The organism is Colwellia sp. KU-HH00111, from assembly GCF_040362745.1.
Lineage (GTDB): Bacteria > Pseudomonadota > Gammaproteobacteria > Enterobacterales > Alteromonadaceae > Colwellia.
The window spans coordinates 460,004-485,104 of sequence record NZ_BAABWO010000002.1 but is presented as its reverse complement, the minus strand read 5'-3'; the positions used below and the strand labels follow the sequence as shown (position 1 = coordinate 485,104).

General features: G+C 39.2%; 20 protein-coding genes. 7 read left to right on the top strand and 13 right to left on the bottom strand.

What is annotated here, in order from left to right:
• Window positions 1-316: 316 nt before the first annotated feature.
• The 3 genes from groL to ABXG98_RS06390 form a co-directional block, all read right to left on the bottom strand.
• Entirely contained in the window at window positions 317-1,969 is a 1,653-nt protein-coding gene (groL, locus tag ABXG98_RS06400) for a chaperonin GroEL (RefSeq protein ID WP_353537863.1), read from the bottom strand.
• A 142-nt stretch (window positions 1,970-2,111) separates the two neighbouring features.
• Window positions 2,112-2,402: a co-chaperone GroES gene (locus tag ABXG98_RS06395; protein WP_353537862.1), complete on the bottom strand. Its 291-nt coding sequence runs from the start codon at window positions 2,400-2,402 to the stop codon at window positions 2,112-2,114.
• Between the two features lie 107 nt (window positions 2,403-2,509).
• Window positions 2,510-3,037 (bottom strand): FxsA family protein, encoded by a 528-nt coding sequence (locus ABXG98_RS06390; protein WP_353537861.1) that lies wholly within the window; start codon window positions 3,035-3,037, stop codon window positions 2,510-2,512.
• A 276-nt stretch (window positions 3,038-3,313) separates the two neighbouring features.
• Here ABXG98_RS06390 and ABXG98_RS06385 point away from each other — a divergent pair, with 276 nt between their 5' ends.
• On the top strand, window positions 3,314-5,230 hold the full coding sequence (locus ABXG98_RS06385) for a protein-disulfide reductase DsbD (RefSeq protein ID WP_353537860.1): 1,917 nt from the start codon (window positions 3,314-3,316) through the stop codon (window positions 5,228-5,230).
• A 93-nt stretch (window positions 5,231-5,323) separates the two neighbouring features.
• Here ABXG98_RS06385 and ABXG98_RS06380 read toward each other — a convergent pair whose 3' ends face one another.
• The 3 genes from ABXG98_RS06380 to ABXG98_RS06370 are packed head-to-tail and all read right to left on the bottom strand — an operon-like array spanning window position 5,324 to window position 9,431.
• Entirely contained in the window at window positions 5,324-7,768 is a 2,445-nt protein-coding gene (locus ABXG98_RS06380) for a putative bifunctional diguanylate cyclase/phosphodiesterase (RefSeq protein WP_353537859.1), read from the bottom strand.
• Between the two features lie 15 nt (window positions 7,769-7,783).
• Window positions 7,784-8,974 (bottom strand): hypothetical protein, encoded by a 1,191-nt coding sequence (locus tag ABXG98_RS06375; RefSeq protein WP_353537858.1) that lies wholly within the window; start codon window positions 8,972-8,974, stop codon window positions 7,784-7,786.
• 16 nt (window positions 8,975-8,990) lie between these two features.
• Window positions 8,991-9,431 (bottom strand): type 2 periplasmic-binding domain-containing protein, encoded by a 441-nt coding sequence (locus ABXG98_RS06370; protein ID WP_353537857.1) that lies wholly within the window; start codon window positions 9,429-9,431, stop codon window positions 8,991-8,993.
• Window positions 9,432-9,957: 526 nt separating this feature from the next.
• Between ABXG98_RS06370 and aroQ the strand changes: the two genes are divergently transcribed.
• The 4 genes from aroQ to ABXG98_RS06350 all read left to right on the top strand — a co-directional run bounded on the left by aroQ (window position 9,958) and on the right by ABXG98_RS06350 (window position 12,631).
• The gene (gene aroQ / locus ABXG98_RS06365) at window positions 9,958-10,425 is read left to right on the top strand and encodes a type II 3-dehydroquinate dehydratase (protein WP_353537856.1); all 468 of its coding nucleotides are present in this window, start codon (window positions 9,958-9,960) and stop codon (window positions 10,423-10,425) included.
• Between the two features lie 54 nt (window positions 10,426-10,479).
• Window positions 10,480-10,935 (top strand): acetyl-CoA carboxylase biotin carboxyl carrier protein, encoded by a 456-nt coding sequence (gene accB / locus ABXG98_RS06360; RefSeq protein ID WP_353537855.1) that lies wholly within the window; start codon window positions 10,480-10,482, stop codon window positions 10,933-10,935.
• 23 nt (window positions 10,936-10,958) lie between these two features.
• Window positions 10,959-12,305, top strand: a complete 1,347-nt coding sequence (gene accC, locus ABXG98_RS06355) for an acetyl-CoA carboxylase biotin carboxylase subunit (protein WP_353537854.1) — start codon at window positions 10,959-10,961, stop codon at window positions 12,303-12,305.
• Between the two features lie 164 nt (window positions 12,306-12,469).
• Complete coding sequence (locus ABXG98_RS06350; protein ID WP_353537853.1) at window positions 12,470-12,631, top strand: oxidoreductase-like domain-containing protein; 162 nt, start codon at window positions 12,470-12,472, stop codon at window positions 12,629-12,631.
• Window positions 12,632-12,693: 62 nt separating this feature from the next.
• Here the strand turns inward: ABXG98_RS06350 and ABXG98_RS06345 are convergent, their stop codons facing one another.
• The 3 genes from ABXG98_RS06345 to ABXG98_RS06335 all read right to left on the bottom strand — a co-directional run bounded on the left by ABXG98_RS06345 (window position 12,694) and on the right by ABXG98_RS06335 (window position 15,123).
• The gene (locus ABXG98_RS06345) at window positions 12,694-13,650 is read right to left on the bottom strand and encodes a hypothetical protein (protein WP_353537852.1); all 957 of its coding nucleotides are present in this window, start codon (window positions 13,648-13,650) and stop codon (window positions 12,694-12,696) included.
• A 196-nt stretch (window positions 13,651-13,846) separates the two neighbouring features.
• A complete protein-coding gene (gene ssb / locus ABXG98_RS06340; RefSeq protein ID WP_353537851.1) occupies window positions 13,847-14,536 on the bottom strand; it encodes a single-stranded DNA-binding protein in 690 nt (229 codons plus the stop codon).
• Window positions 14,537-14,727: 191 nt separating this feature from the next.
• Window positions 14,728-15,123, bottom strand: a complete 396-nt coding sequence (locus ABXG98_RS06335) for an acyl-CoA thioesterase (protein ID WP_353537850.1) — start codon at window positions 15,121-15,123, stop codon at window positions 14,728-14,730.
• Window positions 15,124-15,221: 98 nt separating this feature from the next.
• Here ABXG98_RS06335 and ABXG98_RS06330 point away from each other — a divergent pair, with 98 nt between their 5' ends.
• Window positions 15,222-16,781: an amidohydrolase family protein gene (locus ABXG98_RS06330; RefSeq protein WP_353537849.1), complete on the top strand. Its 1,560-nt coding sequence runs from the start codon at window positions 15,222-15,224 to the stop codon at window positions 16,779-16,781.
• Window positions 16,782-16,805: 24 nt separating this feature from the next.
• Here ABXG98_RS06330 and pssA read toward each other — a convergent pair whose 3' ends face one another.
• Both pssA and ABXG98_RS06320 read right to left on the bottom strand, forming a co-directional pair.
• The gene (pssA, locus tag ABXG98_RS06325; RefSeq protein ID WP_353537848.1) at window positions 16,806-18,134 is read right to left on the bottom strand and encodes a CDP-diacylglycerol--serine O-phosphatidyltransferase; all 1,329 of its coding nucleotides are present in this window, start codon (window positions 18,132-18,134) and stop codon (window positions 16,806-16,808) included.
• Between the two features lie 257 nt (window positions 18,135-18,391).
• On the bottom strand, window positions 18,392-20,434 hold the full coding sequence (locus ABXG98_RS06320) for an oxidoreductase (protein WP_353537847.1): 2,043 nt from the start codon (window positions 20,432-20,434) through the stop codon (window positions 18,392-18,394).
• Between the two features lie 257 nt (window positions 20,435-20,691).
• Here ABXG98_RS06320 and ABXG98_RS06315 point away from each other — a divergent pair, with 257 nt between their 5' ends.
• Window positions 20,692-21,180, top strand: coding sequence for a hypothetical protein (locus ABXG98_RS06315; protein ID WP_353537846.1), 489 nt, complete (start codon window positions 20,692-20,694; stop codon window positions 21,178-21,180).
• A 27-nt stretch (window positions 21,181-21,207) separates the two neighbouring features.
• Here ABXG98_RS06315 and ABXG98_RS06310 read toward each other — a convergent pair whose 3' ends face one another.
• Window positions 21,208-23,775: a glycoside hydrolase family 3 protein gene (locus ABXG98_RS06310; protein WP_502901544.1), complete on the bottom strand. Its 2,568-nt coding sequence runs from the start codon at window positions 23,773-23,775 to the stop codon at window positions 21,208-21,210.
• The gene (locus tag ABXG98_RS06305; RefSeq protein WP_502901540.1) at window positions 23,775-25,064 is read right to left on the bottom strand and encodes a sugar MFS transporter; all 1,290 of its coding nucleotides are present in this window, start codon (window positions 25,062-25,064) and stop codon (window positions 23,775-23,777) included. The genes ABXG98_RS06310 and ABXG98_RS06305 overlap by 1 nt, the downstream gene beginning before the upstream one ends.
• Window positions 25,065-25,101: the final 37 nt, after the last annotated feature.

Here is a 25,101-nt window from a genome sequence, read left to right as displayed (position 1 = left end):
CTCTAGTGCGCACTTTAAAGTCATGTTAATGCAACTTTGTGAATGACGGCTATGGTACATTTTTGCAATGTCCGGTTATTCAATTAATTGCTAATGTTTATAGTCAAACAATCAATATTTATATAGGTGGTAAACGTCCGCTAACGTATCTTAGTGAACATTAGGTTCGGCTGGGAGATAGCTTTCGCTTGCCCACAATTAAGACATAAAAAGTATTATTAGATATTGAGAAGCAGCAAATAAAAAAGCCTGAATATCACTATTCAGGCTTTCGTTTAATTGGTTAGAGCTTTATATGAATAGAGTTTTAACTCTATTACATCATGCCGCCCATTCCACCCATACCGCCCATGCCGCCCATATCAGGCATTGCAGGAGCCGCAGCAGCTTCTTGTGGTGCGTCAGTAATCATTGCTTCTGTTGTTAACATTAAACCCGCAACCGAAGCTGCAAATTGTAATGCTGAACGTGTTACTTTAGTTGGATCAAGAATACCCATTTCTAACATATCGCCGTAAGTACTGTTACCCGCATTGTAGCCGTAGTTGGCTTCACCATTACGCACTTCATTAAGTACCACTGATGATTCATCGCCACAGTTAGATACGATTTGACGTAGTGGCGCTTCCATCGCGCGAATAGCAACATTAATACCATGAGTTTGGTCTTCGTTAATACCTTCAAGGTCTTTAATAGCCTCAGCAGCGCGAACTAATGCAACACCACCACCGGCAACAACACCTTCTTCAACCGCTGCGCGTGTTGCATGTAATGCATCTTCAACACGGGCTTTTTTCTCTTTCATTTCAACTTCTGTTGCTGCACCTACTTTAATTACTGCAACACCGCCAGCAAGTTTAGCTAAACGCTCTTGAAGTTTTTCTTTATCGTAATCTGAAGATGATTCTTCTATTTGACCACGAATTTGCGCAACACGTGCTTGAATATCAGCTTCTTCGCCAATACCGTCAATGATGGTGGTATTGTCTTTAGAGATGATAACGCGCTTAGCTTGGCCTAAGTCTTCTAATGTCGCTTTTTCAAGCTCCATACCAATTTCTTCAGAAATAACGGTACCTGCTGTTAATGTAGCAACATCTTGCAGCATGGCTTTACGACGGTCACCAAAACCTGGGGCTTTAACCGCTGCAACTTTAACAATACCACGCATGTTGTTTACAACTAAGGTTGCTAATGCTTCACCTTCAACATCTTCTGCAATAATAAGTAATGGCTTACCAGCTTTTGCTACGCCTTCAAGAGTTGTTAGTAATTCTCTGATGTTAGAGACTTTCTTATCAACTAATAAAATAAATGGGTTTTCTAATTCAACTGTACCGTTTTCTTGGCTGTTGATAAAGTAAGGAGATAGGTAACCTCGGTCAAATTGCATACCTTCAACAACATCTAGTTCATCGGTAAGGGCTTGACCTTCTTCAACCGTAATAACGCCTTCAGTACCCACTTTGTCCATGGCTGTGGCAATAATTTTACCTACTGTTTCATCAGAGTTTGCTGAAATAGTACCTACTTGCTCAATCGCCTTATTGTCTGTTACTGGTGTAGAGCTGTCTTTTAATGCGCTCACAGCAGCAATTACTGCTTTATCGATACCACGTTTAAGATCCATCGGGTTCATACCCGCAGCAATTGATTTTAAACCTTCATTTACAATAGCTTGCGCTAAAACTGTTGCCGTTGTAGTACCGTCACCAGCTTCATCATTGGCTTTAGAAGCAACTTCTTTCACCATTTGTGCGCCCATGTTTTCGAATTTATCTTCTAGCTCAATTTCTTTAGCAACCGAAACACCATCTTTAGTGATTGTTGGACCACCAAAAGATTTGTCTAACACTACGTTACGACCTTTAGGTCCTAAAGTTACTTTTACCGCGTTGGCTAATATATTTACACCATTTAACATTTTTACGCGTGCGTCATTTCCAAATAATACGTCTTTTGCAGCCATGTTATTAATTCCTATAAATTTGTTTCTAATTAAAAATCAATGTAAACGCTATACTTTCAAGCAACAGTGTCATTATGTTGATGTGCTCAAAAGTGAAGAAAACTAAGGTGCTTACACTAGAAAGAGAATATGTTTAATGTGACTATTCTACGATAGCCAAAATATCAGCTTCACTTAAAATAAGGACTTCTTCACCATCAATTTTTTCAGTTTTCACACCGTAACCTTCTGAAAAAATCACTTGGTCACCAATTTTTACGTCTAATGGGCGTACATCACCATTTTCTAAAATACGGCCATTGCCAACTGCAACAACTTCGCCACGAGTTGATTTCTCGGCTGCACTACCTGTTAGTACAATGCCACCTGCTGATTTTGATTCGACTTCTTTGCGTTTTACGATGACGCGATCGTGTAATGGACGAATGCTCATATATTGTCTCCTGAGACTATTGAGTGTTAACAAATTGGTTTATGTGTAACTAGATGGGGCTTAAAAAATACTTCACAAGTGTTGTTGTTAATTTTTTCAGCTATTTTCTATTCTTTTCGTTTAAAGTCACCTTCAAAGTTTTCTCCTTGATGGTGATTTAATGGTGCTTTTTCAGTAAATATGTCCTCTGGCTCAACCTCATTTTCATAAGTGTGCCCTGATGTTTGAGTAAAACTACTTGAATGAAAATGCGCATTTGCACCAAAACCCGCACCTTGGCTAGTATGAATATGAGCCTGTACTGAGCGAGCCAATGCTTGACGAATGCTAGGCACAAGTAACGATAAACCAAAAATATCGGTAACAAAACCAGGAGTTACTAAAAGCACACCCGCAACTAATAGCATTAACCCTGTAACTATTTCACTAGAAGGCATTTCACCTTGTGCCATTTTAGCTTGAACCGATTGCAAGGTAGCAAGCCCTTGTTGGCGAACATACTTAGCACCCAACCAAGCACTAATAACAACAATAGCCACGGTGGGCCATGCGCCAATTAATTCCCCTACTTGCATTAACACAGTAATTTCAATAATGGGAACAATAATAAATAGTGCAAATAATATGCGAAACATAAAGACTCCTGTTTTATTTGTAATATATATTGGGCTGATCAGGTCTTTTTCAAGCGCACTGCATTTTTACACCACTTTTTACTTGTGTTGTTAAGTTTTAGTTAAGAGAATAAGGCTAAACTTTTGGGTTATAATTGACCTTGTCATAATTAAACTAAATAAGTGGTGCAGCGCATACAGGATTATGCAGTATTGCAACAGATGTGGTTACCTTGAATATCCGGCAAGGTAAAAACACTACTTAACCCGGATAAAAGATTATTTAAAGTTGTTTTGATGAATAAAATACTGTCGTTTTTTAACTTACCATTAAGTCAATATACCCGCACTTATTTACCGGTTTTGTGTGTATTACTTATAACGCTTACCTCCTTGCAACCGAACGTTAGTCAAGCGCAAAATTCAATTTTTGACACCTCAAGTTCCTCGTTGTTTAGTAATGATGATGAATTTTTACATGTTGACCAAGCATTTGTTTTTAATTTTGATCAACGAACTAACTTGCTCAACGTTAGCTTTGATATTAGCGAAGGTTACTATCTTTATCGACATCAGTTTAAGTTTACTGGAGAAAATGTTCAATTTTCAGCGGTAGACCTGCCTCAAGGCATTGATCATGAAGATGAATTTTTTGGTGTTCAGCAAATTTATAAAGAACAATTAACCTTTACGATTAACTTAGAACAGGCAAATGCTGACGCAAGTATTACTATTCGTTATCAAGGTTGTGCTGATAAAGGCTTATGTTATCCGCCAACTAAAAAAACAGTACAATTAAATGAAGTACTTCTGCAAGCAACGGCTGATAATTCGACTGTTTTATCAGCGTTAAACCCTTCACAAACGCCAATAAGCGTACCATCAACAGATAACACACCAAATACAACCTCAGCTACCGCTGCTAGCGAGCAACATCAATTAGCTGACATGTTAAAGCAAGACAGTTTACTGTTAACCTTAGTTGCTTTTTTTGTTGGTGGTTTATTATTATCTTTTACCCCTTGTGTCTTTCCTATGTATCCTATTTTAACGGGTATTATTGTTGGGGCAGGAGAGAAAATAACCACTAAAAAAGCCTTTACCTTATCATTTTTCTATGTGCAAGGTATGGCGGTTACTTATACTTTATTAGGCGTTGTTGTTGCCCTCGCAGGTGCTCAATTTCAAGCCATATTTCAACATCCCTATGTATTAATTGCGATGAGTGCTTTATTTATATTTCTAGCGCTTTCAATGTTCGGTGTGTTTAATTTAGCACTTCCTGCAAGCCTTCAAACTAAATTAAATGATCTCAGTAATAAACAAAAAGGCGGCTCTATTACCGGCGTTATTATTATGGGGGTTATTTCTGGCTTAGTAGCCTCGCCATGTACAACAGCACCGTTAACTGGGGCATTATTATATATCTCTCAAACTGGTGATGTTGTACTTGGTGCCTCAGCTTTATATGCCTTAAGTTTAGGTATGGGATTACCTTTACTTATTCTAGGTAGTTCTGGGGGTAAATTATTACCTAAAGCAGGTAACTGGATGAACATTATCAAAAATATTTTTGGTTTGTTGCTGTTAGCTGTTCCGATATTTTTATTAGAGCGTTTTATACCTGACGTTGCAAGCCAAGCTCTATGGGCCTTATTAGTATTAGCTAGTGCTAGCTATTTTTATGTAGCAAATCAAAATGCCGCTCAAAACAAGCCGAAAGGTTTTGGCTTTGGTTTGCGTTCACTGCTGATTTTTCTAATGATGTTTGTCGGTGCAAACATGGCTTACCAGCTGGTAGTGCCTAGCGCTAAACAAACCACTGCTTCAACGAGTCAATCTAACCAAGTGCAACACTTCAAGCAAGTATCTACATTGCAAGCATTACAAGCTGCGATTAAACAGGCAAATAATGAGGGAAAAACGGTAATGTTAGATTTATATGCCGATTGGTGTGTGGCCTGTAAGGAATTTGAACAGTACACTTTCCCCGACCCTAGAGTTCAACAAGCACTAGCTAACTCTGTGTTACTTCAAATCGATTTAACTGAAACAGGTAGCGCTGAAAATATCGAATTAATGGAGCATTTTAATGTGTTTGGTTTACCTTCAATTCTATTTTTTGATTTGCAAGGGAAGGAATTAAGTCAACAGCGCATTACTGGGTTTATGGGTGCTGAGCCTTTTAGCGCACATATTCAAGCCATCTTTTAGAGGCAAGGTACTTTAACGGTAATAATTAGTTAGACCCCAGCCAAGCATCAACAATATAGCTTAATAATATTCAAAAGCTTTGTTGTTGATGCGTTAATCTATTGAGGCTTTATCAACCTGTGTTTTCCAATGCCCGTCATGAATATGCGTTGTGATAAATTCAATTAATTCAACTTCTGGCACTGGTTTTGAAAAATAATATCCTTGAATTATATTACATCCGTTCTCAGTTAAGCTGCGCAACTGTGCAGCAGTTTCTACGCCTTCAGCAACAACAATTAAATCTAAATTCTTCACCATAGCAATAGTCGACATAATAATTTGGTAGTCAGAATGATTTTCTAACATACCAAACACAAAGCTTTTATCAATTTTTATAACATCAATCGGCATCTTTTTAAGGTACGCCAACGAGGAATATCCGGTACCAAAATCATCAATGGCAAAACTAAAGCCCATCACTTTAAGGCTGTCCATCATAGTAATTGTGTGTTCAATGTCTTTAACTAACGTTTGCTCAGTAAGCTCCAATTCAAAATCTTGCGCTGTTAATGAAAACTTTTTCAATAAACTTTGTAAGTAGCTAGGTAAATTAACATCGATAAACTGCCCAGCAGATAAATTAATCGCTATTTTAATATCCGACAACCCTTGCTCTTTAATCAACACCGCTAATTCAAAGCAACGATGAATAATCCAGTAGCCAAGCTCTATCATATGCTGAGAGTTTTCTAAGATCGGAATAAAATCTTCAGGAGATATCATACCGCGCTCAGGATGCTGCCAACGAAGTAGTGCTTCAAAGCCATAAAGTTTTTTATTATCTGCCCGTAATTGCGGTTGCAGGCTTAAGCTAAACTGTTGTTTGGCAAGCGCTTGACGCACTTCGCCTTCAAGCATGACTTTATGAGCCACACGTTGGTACATCGCTTGATAATAAACATGGTATTGTCCGCCACCATTATCTTTAGCTTCATACATAGCAATATCGGCATGTGAAATTAGATCTTCGGCTTTTTCATCGGCTGATTCAGTATACGAAATACCAATACTGGTGGAGACATAGAAAATACTAGAGCCAAGCCTTATCGGCTCTTTAAATTGGGTTAGCAACTGCTCAGCAACAGTCACCGCTTCGTTAACTGATTGTAAGTTACCCAACACCACAACAAATTCATCACCACCAAAGCGACAGGCTAAATCAATTTTACCAACACTTAAACGCACTCGTTCTGCTGCCTGAATCAGTAGTTTGTCACCTTCGGTATGGCCGTTACTATCATTTACCTTTTTAAAATCATCTAAATCTAAAAATAAAACCGCAACACCACCGGGGAAACGACCAATATTTGATATTGACTTACGCAATTGATAATTCAACATATTGCGATTGGGTAAGCCTGTTAGCAGGTCATACATTGCAATGTTTTCAAGTTCTTTGGTTTTTTGTTCGACTTCAATATTGAGTTGCTCTAACTCATAACTCAACTCTAATGCTGAATGCGTTAACACGTCTAATTCATCAGAAAATAGAATAGGTCTTTGCAGTTTTACTTGCCTAAATTGGTCAAACTTTTTACTAGCAAGCAAAGGCAAGGCTCCAGATAACCGTAACAAACGCTTGGTAAAAGGCCTCGCGACAAAATAAACAAAAAAACCTAATAGTAAGAAAATACCACTCAGTGACACTAAAAACTGTTGTCTATATTGGGCATTTTTTTCTTTAAATTGTGTTACATCATCAATTAAAGATAGGTAAAACGCCCGTTGGCTACTTTGTGCAAGAGGTAATATATTAACTAAGTAACTACGGCTATTGAGATCTAGCTGCAACCCTTGTTTAAGTACTATGTCTACATTCGATTCATTATTTGCATCAATAAGTGCTTGGGTTAAGCCCATATTAGATGATGAAACAATATCAATATCATTGTTAGTGGCGTTTGCTACTAAAGGGAAACTAATCACCGCAACATCACTGTTTAACGAGGTATTAATGGCATACAACATATCAACAAGACTAGTGCTCATGGTAATAACAGCAACTTCGCCTTGGTTATTTAATAAAGGAAGACTCAATAATAATTGACATTGTTGTTGGCAATAAATTTGATGATAAGGCCGCTGATATAATAATACTTGTTCTATGTTTTCTTTTACCGCGCTAGGAATAACTGAGGTAATATAAAGTGTATTTTTTTTAGCATCCACTAACCAGACATTTTCTACATTAAGGTTAAACTGCAAACCATCAAATTGGTTTTTTAGCTGTTCAGTAAACACAGTAAAATTATCTTGTTGAGAAAACTGGGTGATCTCAGCAAATGACTCAATCCAAACATTGAGCTTAGAGCGTAAAATATCGCTGTGTAGCACAAATTGTGCTTGTCCTTGATCTAACGTATGTTGTTGAAACTGTTTGTATTCATCTTGCAATCGCGATAAGGACAGCGCAGAAAAACCAATCGCCAAAAGCAATAACGTAGAAACTATCAGCATTAAGAGTTTGGTTGGAACACTAATAAATTTTTTTGTCATTAGTACACGTCCTTATTAAAACCAATACATTAAATGCATCGCCCATAGTTGCCAGTTTTTATTATTATTCATTTGTGGATTAGGAAGAACAACAGGGGTTAACCTACCTGCCCCTTGAATCCAATGATATTCAAAGCTCAACCTTAAGTTACTGGTAAAATCATACGATAATCCAAGGGTAGCATCTCGGTGATATACAAAATACCCAGGAACAAGTCCACCACTTTCAGCTTCAAACTTCTTGCCTTTTTTATCATTTTTATCACTGTAAAAACGCTCATAGCGAGCTAATAACGTTAATTCATCACTAAGTTTATACCGTGATTGCAGATACGCCCCTTGACCAACCGGCTTTTTAAAATGCAATGGATGGTAAAAGCCTTTAGTGATAAATCGCTCTTGATAAACCTCACCACTAAATTCCCAACGCTCTCCTTCATATAATGCATTAACAGTATAAAATTGAAAAGAAAAACCACCATCAAAAAAACGATCGCTGTTATCATTGGCTTGATAGCTGAAGTCTGAGTCTAAATAAGACGCACCAAAGCGCCACGGTGAGAAAGCAGGTTGCCAGTAAATACTTGCCTGTATATCGGTATCTTGCTTAACTTCACCTTTAGCAAACTCGCTTAAAATGATATTAGCTTGTTTATCTGTAATAGGAGAGGCACCGTAACTAAAGTTTACATCAAAATTGCCATAATCATCATTATTGTGACTAATTTTTATTGCCGCGCCATCGCCACCAACAGCAAAATCTCTAAAGCCATCAAAATATACCGATTGCGGTAAAATAATACTCGGGCGAGCAAACGGAATATCTCTAGAACTGGAGTATAACCAATGGTTATTTTTAAACCTGCCTAAATAAATATTGGCACGCCATGCTGGACTGTCATATGCCGCCCAATCTAACAATGCATAATCAACACGCACACCTTCTGCGTAGCGATTTCCCCCATTAAGGTAAACAACTTGTCCGGCTAAACGTAAGTTATTGTTTAATTGATAAGAGGCATTAATACCAACTTCAGTAAGTTTGGAGGTTAAAGCACCGTCGTCATTAACAAAGTCACTTCCATGAACATCAATCAAACCTTGCGCTGCAAAACCATGAAGCTGTAATTGTTGCTCTACCGCTTTACCAGTAACAGAAAAAACACACAATGTTGTTATGAGTATTGTCAGAAACAACCTTTTCATTGGGATATTTACCATTTTAATCTGTAATTGTAATAACACGCACAGACTCCTCATCCTTGACGTTGTCGACATAACCAATAGCACCAGGGGTATTTTTGATGGCATCGATCAGCTCTTGTGGCGAATTTACAGTAATTGGTGCAACACCTAAGCCCGAGTAGGTGAGTTTATTCCAGATGCGATCAAGTTGATAGGGAAACATTTGCAAACGCTCTTTACTAAAGTGTAAATGCAGCACATGTTTTCTTGGTAATGTATAGACAGTAATTCTGCTGCCATCAGCCCAATGTATTTGTCGCATGGTGTAAATGCGCCTTAATTGGGAGGTTGTTAATACTGACTCTTTCACAGAAGGGTGCATAATCACCTCAACAGCATAAACCGTTGAACTAGCAATTCCCAAAACTATAAACAACCAGAGTAAATATATTTTTTTGATAATGCTGTCCTTTTCCACCTAACCCCATTTTATTAAAAACGGTTAAGCATTTACCAAAGATTCAGTGAGACGATTATACATGAATGGTAAGTGACGATTTATCGATAAAGCGAACTATAGCTTACTGAAAATATTAAATAAAGCTTAATGTTTCTCGATAAAAAATTAGCTGCTACTTAACGCTTTTAACAGCACTCAAGTTGCATAACTCCCGCCGCATAAATTCTATAAATACTAAGCTAGCTATTTGAATTACAACAATAACTTAGATATCAACTGCTTTACCAAACACTCCGAAAAGGTGTAACCCCTTAAAAAACAGCACCTTAATTAACTTCAATTATTAGGTGATTGTAGTAAATGATTTATAGAAAATCCAGTTTTTATAGCAATCAAAGAGATTAGACCAGTATTTTGCTGCTATATTCTGCGAAAACACTATAATAATCGCCAATATCAAAAAATAAGCAGTTTTTGATTCACAGCATCATTATTTTATGCAATCATAATAAGTAATTACATTTTACCGGTATTTTTGACGAAGATGACCACAAAGTTTAAAGTTTTATTGTTAAATGGCCCTAATTTAAATATGTTAGGCAAGCGTGAGCCTGAAATATACGGCGCACAAACATTAGGTCAATTAGTTGAGAAGTTAACTGAGCAAGCTCAACAGCAAAACATTGAGCTGACTCATTTACAATCAAATGCTGAGCACGAGTTAATTGATGCAATACATCAAGCTTATCAAGAAATTGATTTTATTATTATAAACCCTGCGGCCTTCACCCATACCAGTGTTGCTATTCGAGACGCGTTATTGTCTGTAGCAATTCCCTTTATTGAAGTGCATTTATCAAATGTGCATGCTCGGGAAAAATTTAGACATCACTCTTATTTATCTGATGTTGCTAAAGGTGTGATTTGTGGCCTAGGTACGCAAGGATATAGCTTTGCACTTGATAGCGCAAAAACCTATTTGAACAACAGAAAAGCAAACATTAGCAATTAATGAAAAATCATTAATTGGTTTATATTTTAAGCAAAACGAACATAAGGTATTACAATGGATATTCGCAAAATAAAAAAACTGATCGAATTAGTAGAAGAATCAGGGATCAATGAACTAGAAATTTCTGAAGGTGAAGAATCAGTTCGCATTAGCCGTGGCGCAGTAGCCGCTGCACCGGTTATGCATGCAGCCCCTGTTGCTGCAACTGCTTCACCTATTGCAGCCCCTGCAGAAGCTTCTGCACCAGTTTCAGCGCCAACTGCACCGGTAGTATCTGGTCATACCGTTCGCTCTCCTATGGTTGGCACTTTCTATGCTTCTGCTTCACCTGATTCACCTGCCTTTGTTGACGTTGGCCAACACGTAAATGCTGGAGACACCTTGTGTATTGTTGAAGCAATGAAAATGATGAACCAAATTGAAGCCGACAAATCAGGTGTTATCAAAGAAATTCTAGCGCAAAACGAAGATGCTATTGAATTTGATCAACCGCTATTCATCATTGAATAAGCCCAACCAAAAAGGGTCATTCCATGTTAGATAAAGTTGTTATCGCCAACCGTGGCGAAATTGCCTTAAGAATACTACGCGCTTGTAAAGAGCTTGGCATTAAAACTGTTGCCGTACATTCAACGGCTGACAAAAACTTAAAACACGTATTATTAGCTGATGAAACCATCTGTATTGGCGGTCCTTCAGCGCTAGATAGTTACTTAAACGCACCTGCTATTATCACAGCAGCAGAAGTCACTAACTCTGTTGCTATTCATCCAGGGTATGGTTTTTTAGCTGAAAATGCTGACTTTGCCGAGCAGGTTGAAAAGTCTGGTTTTGCCTTTATCGGTCCTAAAGCAGAAAGCATCCGCATCATGGGTGACAAAGTTGCGGCCATTCAAGCAATGAAAACTGCTGGGGTTCCTTGTGTGCCAGGCTCTGATGGTCCTTTAACTGACGACGAAGCAGTGAACAAGGCTCATGCTAAACGTATAGGTTACCCGGTAATAGTTAAAGCCGCTGGTGGCGGTGGTGGCCGCGGTATGCGCGTAGTTCGTTCTGAAGAAGAATTAGTAGAGTCTATCGCGTTAACTAAAAAAGAAGCCGGTACTATCTTTAAAAACGACATGGTATATATGGAGAAATTCCTTGAAAATCCTCGCCATGTTGAAATACAAATTATTGCTGATGGTCAAGGTGCTGCAATTCATCTAGGTGAACGTGATTGCTCTATGCAACGTCGCCATCAAAAAGTCGTTGAAGAAGCTCCTGCTCCAGGTATTACACCTGAAATGCGCGCTAAAATTGGTGAGCGTTGTTGTAATGCTTGTATTGAAATTAATTACCGTGGTGCGGGCACGTTTGAGTTTTTATATGAAAACGGCGAATTCTACTTTATTGAAATGAATACGCGAATTCAAGTTGAGCACCCGGTCACTGAAATGATCACTGGGGTTGACTTAATTAAAGAACAGCTAAGAGTTGCCGCTGGTCAGCCATTATCGTATACCCAAGATGATATTAAAATTTCAGGTCATTCAATCGAGTGTCGCATCAATGCTGAACATCCTCGAACATTCATACCATCGCCAGGTAAAATTACTCGGTTCCACTCCCCTGGTGGTTTAGGTGTACGTTGGGATTCTCATGTTTATGCAGATTATGTGGTACCACCTCATTATGATTCTATGATTGGTAAATTAATTACTTGGGGTGATAACCGTGATGTCGCTATTGCTCGTATGCGCAATGCATTGTCTGAGTTAGTGGTTGACGGTATTAATACCAATATCACTTTACACAAAGACATTCTTGACGATCAAGGGTTTGTCAATGGTGGCGCTAACATTCACTATTTAGAGAAAAAATTATCTGAATCTGAGTAGTTAACGGCACTATTGTGATATACAAAAAGATGATATTAAAAGCTTTGCAGTTGCAGAGCTTTTTTATTTCAATTACGTTAATATCCAGTTGATTACGCGCCGAGTTGGGCGTAAATTTACTCATATAGATATTAAACAGCTAAACCAATCAACGAGATTAAGCTATGAATAAACCATTAGAAAAGCCACACCCTCCTGCTGACGATGACTGCTGTGGTGGAGGTGCATGTAACCCTTGTGTTTGGGATCATTATTATGCTGAGTTACAAAAATGGCGTATTGAACAAGCTAAATTAAAAGAGCAAGCTCAAGAAAAAAATGATTAATATCTATCTATACCCAAGCCATCTCAAGGTGCTCGTTTAAAACATCAAAAAAGTGAAACACTCTAATCTTTATTGAAATATCCCTCGACTCTAAGAGCAATTCCAGGAGTGGTAGAATAGCCCTCCTTCTCAGGCCACTCTAGAAACGGCTCAATTTCAAAAAATAGCCACTTGCGATAAGCATTGGCCCGATAGAGATAACTTAACTTATAATTATCAGCAACAAAGCCACGGTCATTATTGTCTTCACCTTGTATAACAAAGCCAATAGCTGAGGCTTGTCGCCTATCTATCTGGCGTAGTAAGTAATTCTGTTGACTCCATCGATAGCCATCAAAGGCTTGAGAAAACCTCACCCTAAGATTAGTTCGAAATTGCCGATCTTTTGAGTAATTATAGTTATATTCAGCACGTAAACCCTGTCCAAAGCCATCCTTTAAGTAATAATAAACCGAAGGCTGAAGTTCAAAGATATGTTTTTCAGAAAAGTCAGTGAGGAACTTTAACCTAACTTTAGCAAACAGATCGCCACTAGAAATTCCCACTCTGCTATCAAGAAAGCGAGTAGGTTTACTAATATTAATTAACCGAATTGCCGCAGTTAAAGAATCACCGCCGTTAGACGTTAAGTTTCCCCCTTGATAATCATTGTCAGTTTGATTGTCATCCAACTCATCAGAAAAAATAAAATCCACTTTTTGTTCTAAATTTGGTAGCTTTAAACGTAAACGAAATTTTTGCGTAAACACACTTAAATCTCTCGCCCTTGGCTCCCAGCCAACGCGAACTCTAAGTGATGATTTTGTATTGGTGCCATCAATTTCATCACTTGCAAAAAAACTATCAAACCATAATGCTGTGCCATAAACTGAATCACTTATCGCATCGTGAAAGCCAAACAACCAATCATCTTCCGGTCTGGGATAGACAACGATTAATTCCATTGGGTCTTCATTTTTCTCCTGCGCCATGGCATCAGGAAAAAACAGCAACGCCAATATAAAAGCAGCTCTGATCAAACTTATTATTCCTTTTTATTATTAATAGGTATGATTACTTAAATTATGCACCAAAATTCCACTTTCAGTTAATTAATTGCTCAATTTATCGTGTGCCGTCAGCTATTGTATTGACCTGATAAATAAAAAAACCCCGTAATAACGAGGTCTTATATGATTTACTTTAATTTGTCTTTACAAAAAAGACAACCGTTTCCTAGAACGGAATATCATCATCAAAATCAATTGATGGCTCTTGAGGGTTCACTTTAGGTGCTTGCTGTTGAGGTTGCTGTGAAAAACCACCTTGTTGTGGCGCTTGTTGTTGGCCAAAACCACCTTGTTGTTGTGGCGCTTGTTGCTGGCCAAAACCACCTTGTTGTTGCGGTGTTTGCTGCCCTTGAGGCGCAAAACCACCTTGTGGTGCCTGTTTGTTATAAGCCTGTTGTTGCTGTGCAGGCTGACCTTGGAAGCCACCTTGCTGTTGCTGTGCAGGCTGACCTTGGAAGCCACCTTGCTGTTGAGGTGCTTGCTGACCTTGGAAGCCGCCTTGATTAGATGATTTTCCATCTAACATCTGCATGACTCCATTATAGCCTTGTAATACAATTTCAGTGGTATATTGATCTTGGCCTTGTTGGTTGGTCCACTTACGTGTTTGTAATGAACCTTCAAGATATACTTTTGAACCTTTTTTCAAATATTCACCAGCAATTTCAGCAAGTTTGCCAAACATAACGACACGGTGCCATTCAGTTTTCTCTTTTTGTTCACCGGTTTGTTTGTCTTTCCATGAATCTGACGTTGCTACAGTGATATTGGCAACTGCACCGCCATTTGGCATAAAACGTACCTCAGGATCTTTACCTAAGTTACCTACTATAATTACTTTATTTACACCCGCCATGAAAAATCCTATTGATTGTGTACTTCTAAAACAAGTTGCTTGATAAACAAACACCGCGCCTTAGATTTTAAAAATTTAATTAAGAGAGTAATTCTATAGGGAGAATCGATCAAATTCGAGTGCTTTTTTCGTTTCCGAGCTATTTATTTTTAGCTAATTGATTTTAATCGAATTAGCTAAAATTGAAATGATTACTCTTGTACTAGGTGTTTTGTTAATTCACTGCGGATCTCTTCTGATATTTTCATAGACTGCTGTGCTTGATAATCAAAATTAACCATAGCCGCAGTACCTGAAACACATTTTTGCCCATGCTGCCAAATTTCTTGGTAAACATCGAAAGATGCGCCGCCAATTCGGCTGATATATGTGCGTACCTCAACTGCTTGCCCATAAAATAATTGACCATGATAAGACACCTCAATTTTAGCAATAATCAGTTGCCATTTTTTCGGGTCTAAGTCAGGAATAAATAACTTGAATATTGGCTCTCTTGCACCCTCAAACCATACGGGAATTATAGTATTATTAATATGGCCAAGCGCGTCTGTATCGCTAAAACGGGGCATGAAGTTTTCTGTAAACATAACTATTTTATCTCTATTTTTATCGGCTTAATACCGCTATAGTAACTTTAGTTCGAGGTAAAATCAGTCACTAATACAAAAAATAAAAGATCCTAACAATGAAACAATTACTCTTACTGTGTTTATGTCTAAGTTTAGTAGCAACTTCATCACCACTATTGGCCAAAGGTGATAAAGCTGCACCAGCACGCACTGAAGGCAATGGTCCTTATAAGCGACTAATATTGCGTGGTGGTATTTTAGTCACTGGAGAAGGTGCGCCCGCTCGAGGCCCTATGGATATTGTGATTGAAAACGATCGCATCACTCAAATTGTTAATGTTGGCAATCCCGGTGTGCCGATTACTTCAACTCGCCGCCCTGTTGCCCAAAAAGGTGATAAAGAAGTAAATATTGAAGGCCAGTATGTGCTCCCCGGCTTTATTGACATGCATGGCCATATTGGTGGTAGTGCTGACAATATTCCTGCCGAATATGTGTTTAAACTATGGCTTGCTCACGGTATTACCACCGTTCGCGAACCAGGCAGTTTTAATGGCATACCATGGGTAATGGATCATGTTAAACGCAGTGAGAACAATACCATTGCAGCCCCGCGAATTGTGCCTTACTTTGGTTTTGGCTTAGGCAGTGATCAACACATTACCACTGCTAAGCAAGCACGAAACTGGGTAAAATCTATTGCCAAAAAAGGTGCTAAAGGCATTAAATTTTTTGGCGCTTCCCCTGAAATAATGGCAGCGGCGTTAACTGAAGCAAAATCACAAGGCCTAGGCAGCATGATGCATCATGCACAGCTTGATGTTACCAACATGAATGTTATAGATTCTGCTCGATTAGGTTTAACCACTATGGAGCATTGGTATGGTTTACCTGAGGCATTATTTGAACATCAGCATATTCAAAATTACTCCCCTGATTATAACTATAACAATGAGCAAGACCGATTTGGTGAAGCGGGCCGTTTATGGTTACAAGCGGCCAAACAAGGCAGTGAAAAATGGCAACAAGTCCGTGATGAATTATTAGCGCTTGATTTTACCCTAGACCCGACCTTTACCATTTATGAAGCAAGTCGGGACTTAATGCGTGATATGAATGCTGATTGGCACAAAGAGTACACATTGCCAACCTTATGGAACTTCTTTCAACCCAATCGTTATGCACACGGATCGTACTGGTTTGATTGGACCACTGATGATGAAATTGCCTGGAAGAAAAACTATCAACAATGGATGGGTTTTGTTAATGAATACAAAAACCATGGTGGCCGTGTTACTACTGGCTCAGATTCAGGGTATATCTTCAAAATTTATGGTTTTAGCTATATTCGCGAATTAGAGCTGTTACGTGAAGCTGGTTTTAATGCGCTGGAAGTAATACAAGCTGCAACTATTAATGGCGCACAAGCGTTAGGAATGGCTGATGATATTGGCTCTATTCGTGTTGGTAAAAAAGCTGATTTGGTTATCGTAAATGAAAACCCGTTACGTAACTTTAAAGTGCTCTATGGCACCGGCCATTTTCGCTTAAATAGCGATAATCAACCGGCACGCGTTGGAGGGGTAAACTATACCGTAAAAGATGGCATTATTTATGATGCAAAAGCATTATTAGCAGACGTTCGCGCCATTGTAAGCGCAGCAAAAAAACAATAGCTATATCATTATTTTGGAATAAAACTAAAGAAAACGCTTTAAAATACGGTCAATTTGGGCAAACCGTATCTTATTTAACAATTTCTTTGGTTTTTCTGGGTAATCACTTACTGCCTCAAGTTCACTAAAATGATTGATTTTTTCGGTATGTTGCATAATAGCCTTTAACTCAGGGGCTACTTTTGCCATTAAACCTTGAGCAGCATCATCAAGCAACAAACCATTTTCTAAGTCTAAAGCCCATGCCCGTGGGTTTAAGTTACTTCCTGTTAATAGATGATAACGCTCATCACTGATAATACCTTTAAGGTGAAAGCTATTATCTTTATCACGCCATAAGTGAATATTGAGTAAACCTTTATCAATAAAACCTTGGTAGCGCTTAACAAAACGTTTAAGCAACATTTCATAAATATACGGCACTATACCAATGGTACTAAAATTAGCTTGGTCAGCAATATAAAAATCGTTGGCGGTTTTATCGCCCACCACTAAAGTAATATGAACGCCACGCTTTAACGCATTAACAATATCTCGTGCTAACACCGGCGGTAAATTAAAGTAAGGAGTAAAAATCAGTAACTGCTGTTGACTGCTTTTTATTACTTTGCGAATCACACCGTTAAGTTTGTTTCTTCGACGACCATAACCAATGAGTGGCAAAATGCTGATAGGGTTAGCCACCACACTCGATTTTTTATCATGCCCTTCAAAGTGCATATGATAAGCTGATTTTTTCAATAACGCTTTAAGGGCTATAATATTCTGTTTTTGCTGCTCTGGTGCTGGCAGCTCCACTTCGTTAAGTAACGGCGCTAAATTTGAGTCGATAAAAAATTGCTGTAAATACAGGCAAAAACTGCTTGCCAATGAGGAGTTACTAATTTGGTAATATCTATCTAGGCGATAGCGGCTCTCTTGCTGCATATAAATATCATTAATGCTTGCACCGGTGTAAAACAGTACATCATCAAAAACCATACCTTTTAAATGCAACACGCCAAACAACTCTTTACGCTTAACGCCAATACCATAAACAGCAATTTTTTGTTGGTATTGCGCCGCTGCAGCAAGGTATAAGGCTCGATTCCCTAAACTTTGTTTTTCGCCAATTAACCCACGTTGAGCACGATGAAAATCAACAAAAATATTAATCTCTAAATCAGGCTTTTTTGCTTTCGCCTGATAAAGCGCATGGAGTATTTCTCTACCCGCCTCATCATCTTGCAAATAAAGCGCAGTAATGTAAATACGGTGGTTAGCTTGAGCAATTAAGGTTAATAATTGTTGTTTATATTGTTTGGGCGTAGAGAATACATCGATATCTTCGCTGCTAACTACTAAATTTTTCATTTCAAAAGTCAAACTGGGTTAATAACTATAAAGGCGTTTGCAGCAGTATACGTCAGTTTATATTTTTCTAAAGTAAATTTTGCTAATTGTTGTCACAAGTTGTAACAAACGCTCACTTACTTGGGTATATATAGAAACCATTAATAGCACTAAAAACTTCCCTGTTTTTGTTTTGTTCTTGTCTACAAAGGTAGTATCAGTGGTAAAGAGTAACTCAGTAGCCTTTATGCTGGTTTCAACACATATCCTTTAGTGAATTAAATCACCATTGCTAATTCTGCCGCTTGACGTATAGCTCGTTTAGCATCAAGCTCGGCCGCCACATTGGCTCCACCAATTAAGTGAACGCTTACACCGCCTTGCTCAAGCGCTTGTTGTAAATCACGGTTTGGCTCTTGTCCGGCGCAAATAATCACATTGTCGACATCAAGTAATTGCTCTTTGCCCGCGACCTCAATTAACAGTCCTTGATCAGATACCGACTTATAGCTCACTCCAGGGATCATATTGACATTATGTTTAGCTAAATTCGCTCGATGTACCCAGCCCGAAGTTTTACCTAAGCCTTTACCTACCTTAGTGGTTTTACGTTGTAATAATGTAATTTGACGATCGCTAGGTGCTTTCTCAAATAATTTTTCTGAGTCCAAAGCACCAGTATGCTGATAAGATTTATCCACACCCCAATGTTTTAACCATGCTTCTTGATTCACAGACAGTGACTCACCAGACTCAACTAAGTATGACGCCACATCAAACCCTATGCCGCCAGCACCAATAATGGCAACCTTTTCACCAACAGTTACTTTTTCTCGTAATACCTGTAAATAGCTCAATACTTTAGGATGCTCAATGCCTTCAATATCAAGTTTTCTGGGTTTAATCCCTGTTGCTAGCACCACATCATCAAAACCCGCAGCGAGTAAACTTTCAGCACTTTGTTCACTATTTAAATTTACCTTAACATTATGCAAAGCCAGCTGTTTATTGAAGTAACGAATGGTTTCATAAAACTCTTCTTTGCCTGGTATTTGTTTAGCTACATTAAACTGACCACCTATTTCTGCTGTTTTATCAAACAGCTCAACATGATGACCACGCTCTGCAGCGTAGACACTAAATGCTAACCCTGCAGGTCCCGCGCCTATTACCGCTAATTTTTTTGTTTTTTTAGCTTTAACAAAATTTAACTCTGTTTCATAACATGCTCTTGGGTTCACTAAACAAGAGGCGCGCTTTTGCTGAAACACATGATCTAAGCAAGCCTGGTTACACGCAATACAGGTATTGATCTGATCCGACTTATTCTCTGCTGCCTTGTTAACAAAGTCAGCATCGGCTAGGAATGGTCGCGCCATTGACACCATATCTGCCTGACCCGAGGCCAGAATTTGTTCCGCAACTTCAGGGGTATTAATACGGTTTGTGGTTATAAGCGGAATGGATACTTCTTTTTTCATTCGCTCAGTAACCCAAGTAAATGCGGCTCTTGGAACTGAGGTAACTATGGTTGGCACACGTGCTTCATGCCAACCAATGCCGGTATTAATTAATGTTGCTCCTGCTTGCTCTACGGCTTTTGCCATCGTCACTACGTCATCCCAGCTATTACCGCCTTCGACCAAATCCAACATGGATAAGCGGAAGATAATAATAAATTTTTCGCCAACCTTAGCACGTACCGCTTTGATGGTTTCTATGGCCAAACGCATGCGATTTTCAATACTACCGCCCCATTGATCAGTACGCTGATTGGTTCGCACACAAGCAAATTGGTTTATTAAATAACCTTCACTGCCCATAATTTCAACACCATCATAACCCGCTTTGGCAGCCAAATTAGCTGAATGGGCATAATCTTTAATCGTGCCTTCAATTTGTCTATTCGACATTGCTTTAGGGGTAAATGGCGTAATGGGTGATTTAACTTTACTTGGGCCAACACTAAACGGGTGATACGCATATCGCCCGGTATGTAAAAGCTGCAAGCAGATCTTCGTTGGATATTTATGTACAGCGCTGGTGACTTGCTTATGTTTATTTACATGCCAAAAATGGCTCAATTCACTACCAAAAGGGGCAATTCTACCACGCTTATTAGGGCTAACACCGCCAGTGACAATAAGGCCAACGCCTCCTTTAGCACGCTCTTCATAAAAGGCCGCCAGTTTGGCAAAACCACCGCGCTCTTCTTCAAGGCCGGTATGCATTGACCCCATCAATGTACGATTGGCTAATTGAGTAAAGCCTAGGTCAAGGGGCGCTAATAAGTGAGGAAAGTGCTTGTTTGATGTTGTCATATCAAGTCCTATTGGTCTAACCAGTTAGTAAGTTGTCGTTAATTTACGCAAAAAATTTCAAAAACACAAGTTAATTTTGACACCTGTCAGATAGGTTCATCTTAATTCTTCATCTACCTTAGGTTATTATTGCTAGATGTATAAAAAAGCTAAAAAAGTTGAAGTGAATATTAATCAAATAGCACTCACCACTTAATCACTAATAGTAGTAGAATCTTTGAAAGTGGCGAACAAATAATTAGGATAAGCTCCAGCCAATGACTATTAACAAACAAGCACTAGTTGAATTAATCATCAGCGATCTTCAACAGGCCTTAAATCAAGCCATTAGTGCAGCGAACGAGGCCCATGCCGCTGCGGTTGATGATCAAAGTGTTGCAGAAACGCAATATGATACGCTCGCGATTGAAGCAAGCTACCTTGCTGAGGGGCAGTCAAAGCGCGTTCAAGAATTACAAAAGGCAATTTATAGTTACCAAACATTAAACTTATTGGCTTTTGATGAAGACAAAGCAATCGCTTTATCTGCACTAGTACAACTTAATGCAGACAGCCAAGCGCAACACTGGTTTTTTATTGGTCCTGCAGCAGGCGGTTTTCGCTGCCAATTAGCCAAACTGCAGATCACAGTGATCACGCCACAATCGCCCATGGGCTTAGCGTTCATGGGAAAATACCAATATGATGATATTAAAATAACACTCGGCAATGGTCAGTTAAACGATTACATCGCTATGGTACAGTGAGCAATATCACCGTACCCATCACTTATTTTAATGACACTGCACTGTTGCGATGTCAGCAGAATTAGCCGAAAAATAGACATCACTGAGTGAAAGCGTCACCGGAGCACTTGATGTTAATGCAAAAGGTGTTGCCAACTTATCAAACCGAATACCAGCTTGTTCAAAACAGCTTAACGCCACAGAAAGCTCATGCCACTCATTTTTAGGTAACTGTGAAAGCTTTTGAGCAATGTCAATACTGGCCTGACAGCTTTTTTGCTCTCCCGCTGTTTTGCCACACAACATCGATACTATCACCGGCGCAGCAATATCACTTTCTCTTTTAACAGTGAACACTAATGCTGAAGACATAATTGGCGTCATCGCTAAATCAGCAGTTTCTCCCGAAGGTGCTGAAAATTGAATGCCAGCCTTATGTTTTCCTGTTAGCTGTACTCTAAAAGCGTCTTCTTGAACTTCTTTATCAACGGTTCGGTACACAATACCCGGTAACGATGCACTATTAGATTCAATAGCCTTTTTTTGCTTACCTGACCATAATATAAGTTGCCATGGTTTCATTGGGGTACCCGCAAAAATTGGCAAGTCTGTTTGGCTACTTTGGCTGAAGGTAAAATCTTCAGCCAAATTATCTGGTAAGGTATTTTTATCCCCATAACGCAAGCCAAAGCCATAAGGTAATAACGGCTGATAGTCTTTATCAAATCGATTAACGGTTTGTTCAGGTGTGCGTGGCCAAGAAAACGAAAGTTTGCCGGTAAAGTTATGTTGAATTTGGTTTTCTCCATCTTTCAATATTACCTCAGCAACTGCTTTACCTTCAGAGCCAGGTAACCATGCCGCAACAAAAGCATCACTGGCGTTTAACTCCGCATTTACCCACATTGGTCTACCACTAATAAATAGTGAAACAACCGGAATTCCTTGGGCTTTGAAGCGCTTTAATAAGGCAAGATCTGACTTATGGCTTGCCTGATAGGCTAAATGATCTCTATCACCTTGGCCTTCTGCGTAAGGCTCCTCACCAAAAACCACAATTGCCACATCTGGTTGCTCAGTAAACAGTCCTTTTTCATTAAGCTCTATTTGCCCACCGGCTGCCGTTATTTGCTCAGCAAAACCATCAAAAATAGAGCTACCACCAGGAAAGTCACTGTTTTGATTATTAGTGCCCTGCCATGTGATCGTCCAACCGCCTGATTGCTTGCCAATATTATTTGCGGCATCTCCCGCGATTAAAAACTTCTGTTTAGGTGATAGCGGCAGTAAGTTCGCCTTGTTTTTCAATAATACTAATGATTCGCGCACTGCTTGTTTGGCTACTTTACGATGGGCTTCACTGCCAATTAATTGTGTTTTCCCTGAAAATTGTCGTTTAGCTGGACTAGGTTTATCAAATAGACCTGCTCTTAACTTTACTCGTAAAATTCGGCTTACTGCGTCATCAATACGAGATTGTGCAATTACACCACTTTTTACTTGCGCAATGGTATTTTCATACAACGGCTTCCAAGCATCCGTCGGTACCATAAAAATATCTAAACCAGCATTGACCGATTGCGGGCAACTCTCATTAGAGCAACCTTGTACTTGTCCATGACCATTCCAGTCACCAACCACAAAACCATCAAAACCCATTTGTTCTTTTAACACTGTGGTTAACAAGTACTGGCTGCCGTGGATTTTTTCACCTTGCCAACGATTAAATGAGGCCATCACAGATTGTGCGCCCGCCGTTAAGCCACCGACGTAGCCTTGGGCATGAAGTTCAAACAATGTTTGTTCATCATCAATATTATTACCTTGATCATCACCACCTTGTGTACCGCCATCACCGATAAAGTGTTTTACGGTACTAATAACACGATCATCACCGAGAAAGTCTTTTCCTGCCATGCCCTGTAAACCAAGAACAATTGCTGTTGCGTAAGTTTTTACAATCTCGGGATCTTCTGAGTAGCCTTCATAAGCTCGCCCCCAACGATCATCTCTAACCGTCGCAACGGTTGGGGCAAACACCCAATCTATACCGGTTACCATGACCTCTGTTGCTGTTATTTCAGCAATTTTTTCAAGTAACTCCGGGTTATTCGCAGCACCTAAACCAATGTTGTGTGGAAACAAGGTTGCGCCAATCACATTGTTGTGCCCGTGTACTGCATCTGTGCCCCACATAGTCGGAATTGTGCTGCCATCAAGTGAGTCATCAATAGATGCTTGATACATTTGCTCAGCTAAATGTATCCAGTCTTGAGGAGTGGCATGTTTATTATTATTAGGAAAAGCCCCACCACCATTGAGATATGAGCCAAACCCGTATTGGCGCATATCTTCAGGGCTTATATCCCTAATTTCTGGTTGGATCATTTGTGCAACTTTTTGCTCTAGAGTCATGGTAGACAATATTTCAACAATTTTTGACTCAATCACTGGATCTTTTTTAACATCAATAGTGAGTTGCGGCCATATCGTTTGATTATGCACCCGGCTATTTTTGCTTGGGTCAACAGCCACATGCTCTGCCTGACTGCAACTAAATGTAACGATAGGCAAAAGCACCATCAACAGTGCGCGGGGTTTAAAAATAGAATACATCATGATTGTCTCGTTTGAGTCGTTAGGTTCACTATCGGGTTGTCGTTAGCTTTACAGCCGCTAACGCCATAAAAAGCAATATATACATAGCAAAACAAAGGAAGAATAAAAGCGATTTGAATGGTTAAACTATCCGCCAACATACCTTGTAATAACGGAATAATAGCGCCACCGACAATAGCTAAGCACAAAATACCTGCACCTTGACTGGTATGCTTGCCAAGCCCTTTTAACGCTAAACTAAAAATCGTAGGAAACATAATAGAGTTACATAGCCCGACCAGCAAAATTGCCCACATTGCAATACTGCCTGTGCCAACAATAGCTACACCCACCAAAATAGCCGCTAGCACCGCATTAAAGGCAAGCGCTTTTTCGGCATTAATTTTTTGCATCACTGCTGCACCAATAAATCGTCCGAGCATAGCTCCGCCCCAATAGTAGGTTAAATAGGTTGCCGCCTCAGATTCAACTAGTCCTGCTATATCAGCCTCTCCTAAAAAACTCACTAAGAAGCTACCAATGGACACTTCCGCGCCAACATAAACAAAAATGCCAATAGCACCTAAAACCAAGTGACGATATTGCCAAGCAGAGCCATCAAGTTTTTCTTCATCAATAGCTTCAGCACTTTCAATATGAGGCAGTTTTAAAAAAGAAAATATTGCCGCTAGTATTAGCAACATGGCTGTTAATATTAAATAAGGTACTTTGACACTGTCAGCAGATGCTGATTCAGACATAGAACTTGCCGCTTCATTTAAAATAAGTAGTGCCCCTAAATAAGGGGCAACTGTAGTGCCGAGGGAATTAAATGCTTGGGTCATGGTTAATCGTGATGATGCCGATTTTGCAGGCCCTAACAAGGTGACATAAGGGTTAGCAGACACTTGTAGCACGGTAATGCCACTCGCGAGTACAAACAGAGCAAGTAAGAAAAAGTTGTAACTATGCAGAGATGCCGCAGGATAAAAAAGCAAACATCCTAGCGCTGCAATGACTAAACCAGTCACTATACCCTTTTGATATCCTACTTTTTTTACTACTCGCCCTGCAGGAAGTGAGACTAAAAAGTAAGCACCAAAAAAGCAAAATTGCACCAACATTGACTGGGTATAACTTAAGTCAAAAATTGCTTTTAGGTGAGGTATAAGAATGTCATTTAAGCAGGTAATAAAACCCCACATAAAAAATAGCGAAGTTAATGAAATTAATGCAAATTGATTGGTATTGTTTATACCTTTGTTTTGACTATTTTGTTGTTCTAAAGTGAACGAAGCTCCAGCCATGAGGGTGAACTCCTATAACGTACGTTGAATGAGTGCA